Source organism: Francisella noatunensis subsp. noatunensis, assembly GCF_009823375.1.
Classification (GTDB): domain Bacteria; phylum Pseudomonadota; class Gammaproteobacteria; order Francisellales; family Francisellaceae; genus Francisella; species Francisella noatunensis.
Map to the genome: position 1 here is coordinate 1 of NZ_WBSX01000036.1, position 14,410 is coordinate 14,410.

Sequence of the window (14,410 nt, forward strand, 5' to 3'; positions counted from 1 at the left end):
ATATCTCATCAATACATTAGAAAGTTACAGATAGACTTGAATAATAGACCTAAGAAATGTTTAAATTACTTGACACCTAATGAAGTACATTTTGGTATCTCTATAAACATTGAGAATACAATCTAGCTTTTTATTTTAGGTATCATTACAGTGAAAAAAAACTTAGTTTGATTTCAGTTGTATTTTTTTTATTAATTATCTCTTCATGTGCAATAATTTCACAAGATGAGTTTGATAACTTTTTAAATAATGATGTAGATATATAAAAATGATAAATATTGCTTTATACGAGCCTGAGATTCCACCAAATACCGGTAATATAATCAGGTTGTGTGCAAATGTTGGCGCTAAGTTACATTTGATAGAACCATTAGGATTTAAATTAGAAGACAAGCAACTTAGAAGAGCAGGTCTTGATTATCATGAGTTTGCCGATCTTAAGATTTATAAAAATTTTGATGAGTTTTATCAGAAAAATAAACAAAATAAGATTTGGGCGTGTACAACTAAAGCGAAACAATATTATCATCAAGTAAATTTTAATTATGATGATATTTTACTTTTTGGACCTGAGACAAGAGGATTGCCGATCGACGTTTTAAAATTGCTTGAAAAAACACAGCTGAAAATTCCAATGCACAAAAATAGTCGTAGTCTTAATTTATCAAATTCGGTAGCAGTGATTTTGTATGGAGCTCTCAATAATATAGGCTTTGATAAATTAGGCCTTTTGTAACATTTATTCTTTGTGAAAAACAGCTAACTTGCTTGCCTAATATAATTCTTGTTGAGTTATTCTAAAACTGTGATTTAATTTGTATAAATTAATCTCGGTTTATTAGCATTATGAAAAATATCAAAAAAATCATATTTTGTTTTTCAATTTATCTTATAACCGCTGCTATGGGAGTAGCTCTGCCTAATCTATATATTGTTAGGGGGTACGATCGCAGGGGTTGCTAAATCATCAACGGATTCAGTTTATAAAGCAGGAAGTCTATCTATTAATGATATTGTTGAGCAAGTGCCATCGATCACTAAAATAGCAAATATAAAATCTGAACAGTTTTATAATATTGATAGTGTAGATATGACTATGTCAATGCGGATTAAGCTAGCAGAGAATATACAAAAATTATTAGATAATTCTAATGTTGATGCAGTGATAATTACTCATGGTACCGATAGCATGGTGCAAACAGCCTTCTTTTTAAATCAAGTTTTAGATGTTAAAAAACCAGTTGTCCTAGTAGGCGCAATGCGGGCATTTACAGCTTTAAGCAGTGATGCTCTTATGAATCTTTATGATGCATTATTGGTTGCGGTTGATAAACAATCTTTAGATAAAGGTGTATTAGTAGTTATGAATGAAGAGATCTTAACTGCTAACGATGTTTCTAAAACTAATACAACGAATGTTGATGCTTTTAAAGCATTAAATTATGGGAAATTAGGTACTGTAACTCCTAGTAGTGTTAGCTATTATCAAACTCCTAAATATGTGGGAAATGTTGTATCTGTAGACGATCTTGAGAAAATAAAAGCATTGCCTCATGTTGAGGTTGTTTTTGAATCACCTGATGTATCTTTAGAATTTTTATATAGTCTTTTAGAAATTAAAGATTTAAAGGGTATTGTTCTTGCAGGACTTGGTGATGGTAATATTCCATCTGATCAGGCTGATTTTCTCAAGAAAGCAAGAGCTAAAGGTATAGTTGTTGTACGCTCAAGTTATGTAGGTTCTGGTCAGATTACACATAATTATAATAATCTGGATGATAAGTTTGATCTTGTATCGTCAGGAACTCTTTCACCAGAGAAAGCAAGAATATTTCTCCAGTTATGTTTGCTAAAAACAGACAACGTAAATCAGATTCAAAAATTATTTGATCGTTTTTAGTAATTTAGATGATTACTGTTGATTAATAAGTTTCTTTTAAATGGCGAAAGACCAAAAGATATAAATGAAACAATGACTATAGCAATTCCAATCATTAAGAAAAGGCTGGTATATGTATTTAGAGATAGGGTGAGGGTTTCTGAAGATACTTGTTGCTTACTGATAGCAGTCAATTGAGCAACTAATCCACCTAAAATCGAAGCAAATGCCAAGAATACCCACCAAACTCCAATCATAAAGCCATTAACTTTAGCTGGAGCAAGTCTACTAAACATTGATAGTCCAATTGCGGATATTAGCAATTCCCCTAGTGCTTGAAGTGCATAACTACCAAATAGCCAGTATGATGAGATTACACCACTATGAGCTGTAAATTTAGAAATATACAGTAGTATGAAAGATAGGCCAATTACAAGTAACCCAGTAGAGAATTTGCTATATACATTTAAGCTAAACTTCGTGTTATTAGAGTGTACATAGTACATCGCTAAGATTGGACTTAAAACAAATATCCAGAAAGGGTTAAGTGCTTGGAATGTCTCCGGTGCTATTATAAATCCTAAAATTGAATGATCTGTATTTTTGATAGTAAACAAGTTTATAGATGATGCCATCTGTATGTATGATATCTTATATACTATAGCCTCACACATTAGTATCAGCGCAAGCATCATCTTATAGAAGTATCCATCCTTTTTGTATAAAAATGCTAGATATATAGATAATTAGACAAGCAATAAAGCTCAAAATAACTATCAATTTTGCTAAGAATAAATATGCAAGTAGGGCTTTGACTATATATATCATAGCAATCACTCCTATTATTACCCAGAATAAATAACTTAATCTAAGCTTTTTGGCACCTGCGTGAGTAGAGATGTGTTTCATCGTGAAACCAAAGCCTACAAAAGTAGCTATAGCAAAGATCAAAGCTATAGAGATAACTACAAAACTCGTAGAGTAGCCATAATGTTTTGCAATCGTTGGAATCGCTAAGCTACCAAGTAGTGAGCCTAAATTTATAGCCATATAAAAAAGAGTGAAAGCATTACTGATTTGTCCGGAGTCACTTTTTTCATAACATTTTGATAGAAGGCTTGTAGGGTTTGATTTAAATAAGCCTGTACCAACACATATAAAAGAAAGTCCCCATAATGTTGACTCTTTATCTCCTATTGTTAGTAGAGTATATCCACTTAGTAAGACAATAAGTCCTAGAACGATTGTTCTTTTTGCTCCTAGTATTGCATCGCCAATATAGCCACCTAATACTATAAACGCATATATCAGTGCTGCGAATGCGGCATAGGTTGCAATCGCAGAGCTTTCGCTTAATTGAATACTACCACGTTGTAGATAAACAACTAAAATAGCAACTAAAGCTTGATAGCCGGAGCGTTCCCATATCTCTAACATAAAGATAGTATAAAAAGCCTTAGGCTGTTCAAAGATTTTTAACATAAGCTAGTTTCCAATTAATTTCTAACTGACTTTATAGTAGAAATTGAAGTTAAATTTAATAGGATTAAAGAAGTTATTTATTTTTACATTCTCTCAGGAATAGAAATTCCTAGTAAATCTGTTGCTATAGTCATGGCTTTTACTGTTGCCATACATAGTGCAATTCTTGATCTTTTTAGTTGCTCATCTTCAAGATTCATAATAGGGCAATTTACATAAAATCTGTTAAAGCTATTAGCAAGAGAGTATGCGTATTCACAAATGTGATGAGGCTGAGAATTCTCATAAGCACGAGATACTGCAATTGGGAATTGTATTAATTGTAGTTGTAGTTTTTCTTCATGCTCATTATCTGCTTTTGTTATTCTGTATTCTTTAGCTAAAGCGTTGATGTTATAATTCTCGCCGAAGACTTTTCTCAAAATAGCTTTTGCTCTAACTGTTGTGTATAATAGATATGGGCCAGTTTTACCTTCGTACTGTGCAAACTTCTCTAAGTCAAAAATATAGTCATTAGCGTAGTTGTTAACCAAATCACCAAACTTAATAGTTGCCATAGCGATTTGATTAATAATATTTTCATCGTTCTCATCAGGCATTCTTTTATGAGCATAATTTTTTGCTTGAGATATTAGATCTGAAAGATGCATTACGCCACCTTCACGTGTTTTAAATGGACGACCATCTTTTCCATTGACGGTGCCAAATGCAACATGCTTAAGTTTACACTCTTCACTAACTACTTTTGTTCTCTTAGCAACACTAAATACTTGTTTAAAGTGAAGGGATTGTCTTTTATCCACCACATAAATTATTTCATCAGGGTTTAAATCTTTAGCACGCTGCCACAGTGTTGCAAGGTCCGTAGTACCGTACATCACACCACCATCTTTTTTGATGACTATAAGTGGAGGAACACCTTCTTTATTGGTGTCAATGACCCATGCTCCTTCATCTTCGTATATGAAGTTATTTGTTTTAAAATATGCGATCATTTCGTCTACAAATTTATTTGCATCACTTTCGCCGAGCCATAAGTCAAAATGGACATCTAAACTATCAAAATCTTTTTTAATAGCTTCTATAGATATTCTCACAAAATGTTGCCACAGGGCTACATAACCCTTGCGACCTTGTTGAAGTTCAAAAGTTGCCTGTCTTGCTTTATCCATTTCGATGATATCAGACCTACATCTTTTTGAAGCTCTTGGATATATTTCAGCTAACTCTTGAACTGTTACAGGAGATTCTTTAGGGTATTCACCATTATAGTTTTTATCAAAGTACGCGAGATCAGGAGATTCTAGTTTTATTTCTTCTATCAACATGCCCATTTGTGTACCCCAGTCACCAAGATGCACATCTGATATTACATTATCATTGTAGAATCTATGTAATCTTTGGAGAGTATCGCCTAATAATGCTGATCTGATATGACCAACATGCATTGGTTTAGCAACGTTTGGACCACCAAAATCTAAAACTACTTTTTTTGGCTTTGTATTACCTTGTACACCAAATTTAGATGAATTAAGGAACTTATCAGTTATAGCAGCTAGAAACTTATTGGATAAAGATATGTTTATAAATCCTGGTTTTGCAACCTCAAGCTTATAGAAAATATCTTCATTCTCAATTTGTTCAATTATTTCTTGAGCTATTATTAGAGGTGCTTTTTTGGCAAATTTGGCTAGAGGCATAGCGCCATTGCATTGAAAATGACCGACACCTTCACGAGTAGATGTTACAACTTTAGCAAAACTTTGAGAGTATCCTAACTTTTCAAATGCTTGTGCAAATATGTCTGATAAATAATTTTCTATATTCATTGAAGTTAATCCAGTTCTTTGTTTTAGAAATTACCGTCTTTAAATTAAAAATGGAAAAATTTAGTAAATGTAGATATAATATCACGGTTATTTTTAAAAACTCAATAAAATTAAGGCTTTCAAAGGTCAAATATGTTAAAGGGGATTCACAGGTGTTTACTAGTATGCTTCGGTACAGTAGCGTTTACAGTACAAGCACATGCTGCGCGGATTATTAGTAAAAACCCTATCAAAGAAGATTGGAAATGTGAAATTGTAGATGGCCAGTGGAGCTGCAAAAGAGCAGAAAAGCCTAAGAACGTTTTTGATAAAGAAATTAGTGCTGCAGAGAAAGAAAAGGCTCTTGCTGATGACTTGGCATGGGTTAAAAAACCTGAAACTTTTGTGGGAGGCTATTACAGTAACGACTCACAGTTTACCAAAGCTTTATGCACATCGAAGAAGACTGATCTTAGTTACAAAAATTCAGAATTTGATAATGATGGTACATTAATTGCTTCAGGTAATGTACAAGTTCTTCAATGTGATCAAGAGTTGTATGGTAATAATGCTATAGTAAATCTGACGAGTGATAATAGTGCAATTAGATCAATGGTTATGACAGGTGATGTTATTGCTAAGCAACCATCTACAGGTATTGTAATTAGGACTAAAGAGCTAGATTCTGATATGACTAATGGCACTTACAGTACCGGAGAGGCTTATTTTAGATTAGCACGAGAGACACCAGATACTAGAATATATAATAAGGATAATTTTACCGGTTACTTGCGTGGCTATGCTAAAACGCTCAAGAAAGAAGAAGATGGTAATATAATGCTTTCTGATGGTTATATCACATCAGGCGGCCCTTATGATAATGCTTGGAAGATAACTGGTAGTGATATTGATATAGACACTAATACTGAGATGGCGTACGTTAAAAACGGTTTCTTCAAGATAGATGATGTGCCTGTGATGTACATACCGTATTTCTCACATCCAATAAACGATAAACGTAAATCAGGTTTCTTATTCCCTGGGTTTGTTCAAAATAGTAATTCCGGTATAGGGGTTTCAGTACCATATTATTTCAATTTAGCACCAAATTATGATTTCTTACTTAATAACGTTATTTGGTCGGAGAGAGGTATCATGGAAAATGGTACATTCCGTTATATGACTAAGTATTTTGAAGGGGAGTTCGACGGCTCTTTGGTTCCTTGGGACTTTAAAGAAGGTAGGATGAGGGGTGCTTTTGATATAACTACTAGTGGTAGTTATGCACTTGGAAATGGAGCCTTATCTACAAACTTGATATATGAATATGTCAGTGATGAAAATTATTATAATGACTTTTCATCTGGAAATGTTGATCTAGTTACAAAAACGTTATTGACGAGACAGTTTGATATTAATTATGGCAACCAATATATTGACTCTGGGATTACGGTTCTAGATTATGGGGTTGTTAACCCTGCTATTGACTTAGCAAACATTCCTTATGCCAAATTACCAGAGGTGAAATTTAATGTAACTTCTGATGGTTATACGCCTGATTATGTGACTCTTAGTGCAGATACTCTTAATACTTACTACTATAAATCACCTTGGGCAATAAACCCTGCGGTAGGTCCTGAGAAAGGAACTAACGTAAGTGGTTTTAGATCTTATGAAGCACCAAAAATTAAAGGTAATTTCAATAATGAGTGGGGCTACCTCAATCCGTCCTTAGAGTTGCCAATCCGTTATTATCAGCTTGATAGAAAAGCAACAGATACGATTAAATTTGATAATAGCACTGTTACGAGTGTTTTACCTATATTCAATATAGATGCTGCTGCGTACTTTGATAGAGATTATGCAACAGAAGGTGGTTCATATACGCAAACAATTAAGCCAAGATTATTCTATACTTATATCCCGTATCAGAATCAAACAGATATTCCAATATTTGATACAAGTATGCAGAATGAGCAGTATATGCAGATGTTCCAAGTAAATAGATTCACTGGTTATGATAGAATTAATAATGCTAATCAGTTAACTTATGCTTTGGAAACTTACACAACTAGTAAAGATGATGGAAGTACTTTAGCATCTGCCAAAATTGGACAGATAGCGTACTTTGCAGATAGAAAAGTTAACTTATGCCAAGGTGATGCGAAATGTCCATATCCTGGAATGGAAGATCAATTTGCAAATGATATGTTTTCTCCTATTATGTCATCTTTTGAATTCCAGGTGATAAAGAATATCTATTTATCAGCACAAATTAACTATAGGCTACAAACATCAAAATTTGACTATCAAGTTTATCAATTATCATACAAAGATGAAAATGAGAATATCTTTAACATTTCTTACAACAGTATTGAAAATAACAGGAACTCTATTACGCAAGAGCAAATTAATACGGGACAAACTCCTAAGCTTCAAGAGACCATAACTTTATCAACTCTATTAAATATTACAAATCATTGGGGTGTTACTGCTTTATGGAACTATAATTTTAAAGAGCAAAAAATATCAAACGTATTTGCAGGTCTTCAGTATAATACTAAATCTTGGGCTCTTAGAGCCATGTGGCAAGCTACTGCTTATACAAATGAGAATCCTAATGACCCTAATGCTTTGGCAAATCTTACAAGCACCTATATGTTAGAGTTTGAACTAAAAGGTCTTGGAGGTGTAGGAGATACTAGTAACCTATCATCGCGTTTGCAGCAGATAAATGGCTACAAAGTGGGTCAATGGGGAGAAGGTATATAATGAAGAGGTTACTGACTTCAGTTATTATTACATTGCTGACTGTCTCTAGCGGTCTATCAGATATATCCTCTAGCTTATTTCAAAACTCTTTTAATTCTAGTATCGATGCACCAACAGACTCACCAGAAATGTTTGAAGATAAAAGACATCTTGTTAACAAGACAGTAGCAATAGTTAATAGTAAACCTATTACTTCTTTTGAGTTGGATCGAGAGGTTGCGAAACTTGAAGCTATGAATCCAAATTCAAACTTTAATGCTGATTCATTACAACTTAGAAGAGAAGCCTTACAGGAGTTAATATCTCAGAGTGTATTGTTACAATTAGCTGAGCGAAATAATATAATAATTTCTAATCAACAACTTGATGCTGCAATAAAAGATATAGCAGCAAAAAATGGAGTTTCGGTTGAGTCTCTAAAATTAAATGTTGAAGCTTCAGGTATGTCTTTTGATAGCTATAAGAGAAGAATTAGAGAGCAACTCATGGTTAGTCAGTTACAACAGCAAGCTATTTCTCAACAAGTGTATGTTTCACCAGAAGAAATTCAAAAGTATATTAAGAAACATCAAGAGCAATTTGATAGAGAAATGGCTCCTATCAAGCTTTACACTTTAAAAAATCTTATTGTAGCTTTACCAGATTCAAAAAAAGCTCAACAAAAGAAAATAGACTTATTTAAGAAACTGACAATTGCAGTTAACAAAGGCTATGTTGATTTTTCTGAAGTGGTCAAGCAGTTTTCTCAAGCTCCTAATGCTACTTATGGAGGTATTGTTAGTCAACAAGTTAAATTTGATTCAATACCTAGTATGTATCAAGAGTATGTAAAAGATTTGAAAGAGCACCAAGCATCAGAGCCTTTTATTGTAAATCATACATTACAAATGATATACATAGATAATATTGATGAAAAAGCGCCGGTGTTAAGTAAAAAAGTTACTAAGTACTATGTTTATGCTATTGAAATAAAATTAGATGGAGGTATGCCAGAGGAAGGCGCTAAGAGTTCTTTAGATCGTGCAAGACTTGTTATAGAGAGTGGGCAAGATTTTACAAAGGTAGCTCTTAAATATAACCAAGATTATGATCATGCTAATGGTAGATTTAGGTGGGTTTCTAGGTTAGATAGCCCGCCCGCGATACCGCCGGCAGCATTTGCAAAACTAGAATCAATGAAAGAGGGAGAAATTTCTGAGCCATTTCAAGCAGATCCTAAGACTTGGATGATTATGAAATATACAAAAGTTAAAGAGCATGATGCCGCAGAAGAGCTTAAAGAGCAAAAAGCTTTAGAAGCTATCTTCTCTGAGAAAGCTCAACAAGTTTATAAGACATGGTTAACTTCAATGAAAGATGATGCGTATATTGATATATTAGAAGATGATTTAAAAACACCAGAACTTTATTAAAATGCAATACAAAACAAAAGCTAAAAAATCATTAGGTCAAAATTTTCTACAAGATGAGAATATAATAAGAAAGATAGTCCAATTAGCCAATATTAAAAAGGATGATATTGTTCTTGAAATAGGTCCTGGTTTGGGGGCATTGACACGCTATATACTTACATGCTCTAACAATGTTAGTGTTGTTGAGTTTGATGCAAGTGTTATTGGTACTTTATTGCAAAATTGTGAAAAATATGGCAAGCCAGAAGTTTTTAATGAAGATTTTTTAAAGTTTGATTTAGATATTGTAAGAACGGAATCACAACAGAAGTTAAAGCTTATTGGTAACTTGCCTTATAATATTTCCTCACCAATATTATTTAAAGTAGTTGAGCAGAGTGACAAAATTATTGATGCTCATTTTATGTTGCAGAAGGAAGTTGTTGAGAGAATTATATCTCAACCAAATTCAAAAACTTATGGTCGATTATCGGTGATTTTACAGTATCATTTTGATTGTAGTATGATATTGAGGATACCTCCGGAAGTTTTTTATCCGCAACCCAAAGTTGACTCAGCAATTTTGCGCCTTAAACCAAAAGCTAATAAGTTGGTTATAAACGATTATATTTTTTTTGAAAACATTGTTAAACAAAGCTTTGCGCAACGCAGAAAAACTCTGCATAATAATCTTAAGGGTATATTAAAAGAACTTGATATTGATCCTAATACTTTGCCTGTAGATACTAAGCTCAGAGCAGAAAATTTGAGTATGGAGGACTTTGTCAATTTAGCAAACTTTTTAAAATAAGGTGTAAATAAAATGGCTACATATGTTATTGGTGACGTACAGGGCTGTTATGATGAGCTCCAACTGTTATTACAAGATATAAAGTTTAATAAGCATAAAGATAAGCTTATTTTTGCAGGAGATATTTTAAATAAAGGACCTAAGTCTCTTGAGACAGTTAATTTCATAATGTCTTTAGGAGAGTCAGCGCAAGTTGTCTTAGGCAATCATGAGATATTATTTTTAGCAGTTAGTTATAATTATTTACCATCAAGTAGTAAGAATACATTTGATAATATTGTCAAAGCTAAGAATTTAAAAGAAATTCAAGAATGGTTGTGTAATCAATCTCTTCTAGTAAAAGTAAATAACACTTTTGTAGTTCATGCAGGAATTCCACATATTTGGTCGCCTAAAAAAGCTCTTAAAAGAGCTAATGAAGTAGAATTCGTATTAAAAAATCCAACAACAAGAAGACTTTTGTTAGCTAATCTTTTTAATAATGAAATAGAAAAGTGGAATAAAGAGCTAGAAGGTATTGATAGATGGTTATGTATCCTCAATTATTTTACTAGAATGAGAACAATAGATAAAAATGGAGGATTAAATCTTAAATTTAGTTCAACAATTGATCAAGTACCAGAAAATTTTAAACCATGGTTTAAACTTAAACATAAGAAATTTGAAAATAAATATAAGATAGTTTTCGGTCATTGGGCAGCCATCAAAGGAGAGACAAAAGATAGTGATACTATAGCGTTGGATACAGGCTGTGTTTTTGGTGGTAGGTTAAGCTGTTATTGTGTAGAGACCAATAAGCGTTACAGTGTTAAAGCTTTGAAAAGCTATAAGGATATTTAGTATGGATATTTTAGTTATTAACGGACCAAATCTTAATCTTCTAGGAAAGAGACAGCCTCATATATATGGCAATAAAACTATTGAGGATATCAATAATGAATTGCATAAAACAGCACATAATAATAATGTGACTATTGATTTCTTCCAGAGTAATCATGAAGGAGAAATTGTTGATAAAATTCAACAATCAGTCGCAAAAATGATAATTATAAACCCCGGAGCATATACACATACAAGTATTGCGATACGAGATGCTTTTTTGGCGATAAATAAGCCTTTAATTGAAATACATTTGTCTAATATATATAATAGAGAAGAGTTTAGGACTAAGTCGCTTCTATCGGATATCGCTTATGGGTGCATATTTGGGTTTGGGCCAAACGGATATACATTAGCGCTAATAGAAGCAATTAACTATATTAATATGAAAGGAGAGTAGAACATGGATTTATTAAAAGCGATAGATAGAGTAGCAGAGATTCTTAACTCGAGCGATATCAAAGAGATTAGGGTTAAAGATGGTGGCTCAAGTATTTTTATGACAAAAAATAATACTGCTGCTACAGTTGTATCAGCGGCTCCTGCTGTGAGTAATGTAACATCTGCAGCGCCAGCTCCTAAGCAAGCTGAAGTATCTTCAGAGATCAGTGGTGAGGAGATTAAATCTCCTATGGTTGGTACTTTCTACAGCGCTTCATCGCCTGATGCAGCACCTTATGTTAAAGAAGGTCAAGAAGTTAAAAAAGGTGATGTTCTTTGTATAATTGAAGCAATGAAGATTATGAATAAGATTGAAGCTGAAAAAGCTGGTAAGATCGTTAAAGTAATCGCTAAAGATGGTGATCCTGTTCAATTCGATCAACCTTTATTTATTATTGAATAATAACAAATCAATAACTTAAGTAGAGACTTCATAAATCTAGTATAAACTTTTAAAGGTAATACAAAATGATTAAAAAAGTATTAATTGCCAATAGAGGTGAGATAGCTCTTAGAATATTAAGAGCATGTAGAGAGTTGGGGATTAAGACAGTAGCTGTATATTCAACTGCTGATGCTAATCTTATGCATGTAAAGTTAGCAGATGAAGCAGTTTGCATTGGTCCAGCTGCTCCTACTAATCTTAGTTACCTTAACATTCAAGCTATTATAGCAGCTGCTGAAATAACATCTGCAGATGCAATCCATCCAGGTTATGGTTTCTTATCTGAAAATGCAAAATTTGCAAAAGCAGTCGAAGAAAGTGGCTTCATATTTATTGGTCCACGTGCTGAAAACATCGAAGTAATGGGTGATAAAGTAGAAGCTATTAAGTATATGAAGAAAGCTGGAGTACCTTGCGTACCTGGTTCAGGTGGTCCATTAGGAAGTGATGAAAAGAAAAACTTAGAAATCGCTGAGCAAATTGGCTATCCTGTTATCATCAAAGCTGCTGGTGGTGGTGGCGGTCGTGGTATGAGTATCGTTAGAAAGAAAGAAGATTTGATTAATGCTATCTCTCTTACTAAGAGTGAAGCAAGAATCGCTTTCAATAACAACATGGTATACATGGAGAAATTCTTAGAAAACCCACGTCATATTGAAATTCAAGTTTTCGGAGACGGACAAGGTAATGCTGTTTACTTATTTGAGAGAGATTGTTCAACTCAAAGAAGACACCAAAAGGTTATCGAAGAAGCTCCTGCAATCGGCTTGACTGATGAGCAGAGAAAGCGTATTGGTGAACAGTGTGTTAATGCTTGTAAAATACTTAAATATCGTGGTGCTGGTACTTTTGAATTCTTATATGAAAATGGTGAGTTTTATTTCATCGAGATGAATACCAGAATTCAGGTTGAGCATCCAGTAACGGAGTCTATAACTTCTACAGATCTTATCAAAGAACAGCTCAAAGTTGCATCTGGCTTAGGATTAACTTGGAAACAAGAAGATATTGCTATTGTTGGACATGCTATTGAGTGTAGAATTAATGCTGAAGATCCTGAGAGAATGATACCATCTCCAGGCAAGATAGATATGTATCATGCTCCAGCGGGTCCAAGAGTGCGTGTAGATTCACACATATATTCTGGTTATACTGTACCACCAAATTATGATTCAATGATAGCAAAAGTAATTGTGCGTGGATGTGATAGAGAAACTGCATTACAGAAAATGCGTGCTGCACTTGAAGAAATGATAATTAGTGGCATCAAAACTAATATACCTCTTCATCAAGAAATTCTTAATCATGAAGAATTCATCAAAGGTGGAACTAACATACATTTCCTAGAGAAAATGTTAGAAAAGAAAAAACAGTCTAAGTAAATCCTTTCTTTCGTATATATCTTCATTTAAATATCTAGTTTTTTCTTATATAATTTTCTTAGTCATTTAAATGTAATAAAATATTTGTAAATTATGTATAATTTTCAAACTTTTCTTAAAACGACTAGAGAAGCAAAAGAACTTCAGATAGAAACAGTGGCAGATGCTATAAATTTGTCAGTGCAAACTATTGAGATAATTGAAGAAGCTAATAATGATTCATTATTACAGAACTCTAGTAGTGTACTTAAAAATCAGATCAGAAGATATTGCGAATACTTAGAAATTCCTGAGAAGAAGATAGTATCAATGCTTAACAAAATTGATGTTTTATATTATAAGAAGTCTCGTTATGGTAAGTTAAAGTTTTTTGATTATTTGAATAGGTTAGCAATTCTTATAATAGCAATAGCAATAATTGTTTTGGTTGTCAAACATATCAAAGAAAATATGTATATAGCGAGCATAGAAGAGGGTCCTAAATCATCTATAATATATACACCGATTAATTATGACCTGAATGAACCAGATCAACAGCCTATTGCTGATAACTCCTCTGCTTCTGATAATAATGTATCTATCACTCAAAATAATACATCAACCTCAAACGATGAGATGAGCAGTGGCTCTTCTGTAGCAACGGAATCAAAAGAACATCATCAGGGTACTGCTAGCAATAGTATGGCAGCTCATCCACCAGCAACTGCAAATATGAATAATATTGTCATAGATGATGATATTGATAGTAGTAGTAAATAAACCTTTAATATTTTCTTATAATGAATGTTTTAAATAATGTTTTATTAAGAGTAGAAAACTATTCTACTCTGTATATTCTATTTATAGATTTTTTATTATGCTTTGCTCTTAGTGTAGTTATTTCTATACTTGGTAGCATTCTTGTTATCAAATATAAAAATACAATCAGGTTTACATTTGTTAAATCATTTAAGCTAACATTATATCTTATAATCTGGTCTTACTTTATCAAAAGCTAGATTGTATTCTCAATGTTTATAGAGATACCAAAATGTACTTCATTAGGTGTCAAGTAATTTAAACATTTCTTAGGTCTATTATTCAAGTCTATCTGTAACTTTCTAATGTATTGATGAGATAT

The 14,410-nt window shown here is 32.9% G+C and carries 12 protein-coding genes and 4 pseudogenes; 12 read left to right on the forward strand and 4 right to left on the reverse strand.

Annotated elements, in window-relative coordinates:
- The 3 genes and pseudogenes from F8C69_RS11375 to F8C69_RS04345 all read left to right on the forward strand — a co-directional run.
- Positions 1–126 (forward strand): annotated as a pseudogene (locus tag F8C69_RS11375) (IS30 family transposase); the annotation flags it as partial.
- 142 nt (positions 127–268) lie between these two features.
- Positions 269–736, forward strand: coding sequence for a tRNA (uridine(34)/cytosine(34)/5-carboxymethylaminomethyluridine(34)-2'-O)-methyltransferase TrmL (trmL, locus tag F8C69_RS04340; RefSeq protein ID WP_004288186.1), 468 nt, complete (start codon positions 269–271; stop codon positions 734–736).
- Between the two features lie 167 nt (positions 737–903).
- A pseudogene (locus F8C69_RS04345) lies at positions 904–1,900 on the forward strand (asparaginase).
- Here the strand turns inward: F8C69_RS04345 and F8C69_RS10525 are convergent.
- The 3 genes from F8C69_RS10525 to argS form a co-directional block, all read right to left on the reverse strand.
- The gene (locus tag F8C69_RS10525; RefSeq protein WP_234384108.1) at positions 1,897–2,574 is read right to left on the reverse strand and encodes a POT-type proton-dependent oligopeptide transporter; all 678 of its coding nucleotides are present in this window, start codon (positions 2,572–2,574) and stop codon (positions 1,897–1,899) included. The pseudogene F8C69_RS04345 and the gene F8C69_RS10525 overlap by 4 nt on opposite strands.
- A gap of 1 nt (position 2,575) precedes the next feature.
- The gene (locus tag F8C69_RS10530) at positions 2,576–3,361 is read right to left on the reverse strand and encodes an oligopeptide:H+ symporter (RefSeq protein ID WP_234384107.1); all 786 of its coding nucleotides are present in this window, start codon (positions 3,359–3,361) and stop codon (positions 2,576–2,578) included.
- Between the two features lie 83 nt (positions 3,362–3,444).
- Entirely contained in the window at positions 3,445–5,190 is a 1,746-nt protein-coding gene (gene argS, locus F8C69_RS04355) for an arginine--tRNA ligase (protein ID WP_159184338.1), read from the reverse strand.
- Positions 5,191–5,322: 132 nt separating this feature from the next.
- On the opposite strand from argS, the gene F8C69_RS04360 reads away from it, so the two are divergent.
- The 9 genes and pseudogenes from F8C69_RS04360 to F8C69_RS11190 all read left to right on the forward strand — a co-directional run.
- Positions 5,323–7,941, forward strand: a complete 2,619-nt coding sequence (locus tag F8C69_RS04360) for an LPS-assembly protein LptD (RefSeq protein WP_159184339.1) — start codon at positions 5,323–5,325, stop codon at positions 7,939–7,941.
- Entirely contained in the window at positions 7,941–9,353 is a 1,413-nt protein-coding gene (locus F8C69_RS04365; RefSeq protein WP_159184340.1) for a SurA N-terminal domain-containing protein, read from the forward strand. Before F8C69_RS04360 ends, F8C69_RS04365 begins: the two co-directional genes overlap by 1 nt.
- A 1-nt stretch (position 9,354) precedes the next feature.
- On the forward strand, positions 9,355–10,143 hold the full coding sequence (rsmA, locus tag F8C69_RS04370; RefSeq protein WP_159184341.1) for a 16S rRNA (adenine(1518)-N(6)/adenine(1519)-N(6))-dimethyltransferase RsmA: 789 nt from the start codon (positions 9,355–9,357) through the stop codon (positions 10,141–10,143).
- A gap of 12 nt (positions 10,144–10,155) precedes the next feature.
- Positions 10,156–10,983 (forward strand): symmetrical bis(5'-nucleosyl)-tetraphosphatase, encoded by an 828-nt coding sequence (locus F8C69_RS04375; protein ID WP_159184342.1) that lies wholly within the window; start codon positions 10,156–10,158, stop codon positions 10,981–10,983.
- Position 10,984: 1 nt separating this feature from the next.
- Entirely contained in the window at positions 10,985–11,422 is a 438-nt protein-coding gene (gene aroQ / locus F8C69_RS04380; protein WP_159184343.1) for a type II 3-dehydroquinate dehydratase, read from the forward strand.
- A 3-nt stretch (positions 11,423–11,425) separates the two neighbouring features.
- A complete protein-coding gene (gene accB, locus F8C69_RS04385) occupies positions 11,426–11,866 on the forward strand; it encodes an acetyl-CoA carboxylase biotin carboxyl carrier protein (protein ID WP_159184344.1) in 441 nt (146 codons plus the stop codon).
- A gap of 65 nt (positions 11,867–11,931) precedes the next feature.
- Complete coding sequence (gene accC / locus F8C69_RS04390; protein WP_159184345.1) at positions 11,932–13,290, forward strand: acetyl-CoA carboxylase biotin carboxylase subunit; 1,359 nt, start codon at positions 11,932–11,934, stop codon at positions 13,288–13,290.
- A gap of 93 nt (positions 13,291–13,383) precedes the next feature.
- On the forward strand, positions 13,384–14,049 hold the full coding sequence (locus F8C69_RS04395) for a helix-turn-helix domain-containing protein (RefSeq protein ID WP_159184346.1): 666 nt from the start codon (positions 13,384–13,386) through the stop codon (positions 14,047–14,049).
- A gap of 20 nt (positions 14,050–14,069) precedes the next feature.
- Positions 14,070–14,285: pseudogene (locus tag F8C69_RS11190) on the forward strand (mechanosensitive ion channel protein MscS); the annotation flags it as partial.
- On the opposite strand, the pseudogene F8C69_RS11380 reads toward F8C69_RS11190, so the two are convergent.
- A pseudogene (locus tag F8C69_RS11380) lies at positions 14,285–14,410 on the reverse strand (IS30 family transposase); the annotation flags it as partial. The pseudogenes F8C69_RS11190 and F8C69_RS11380 overlap by 1 nt on opposite strands.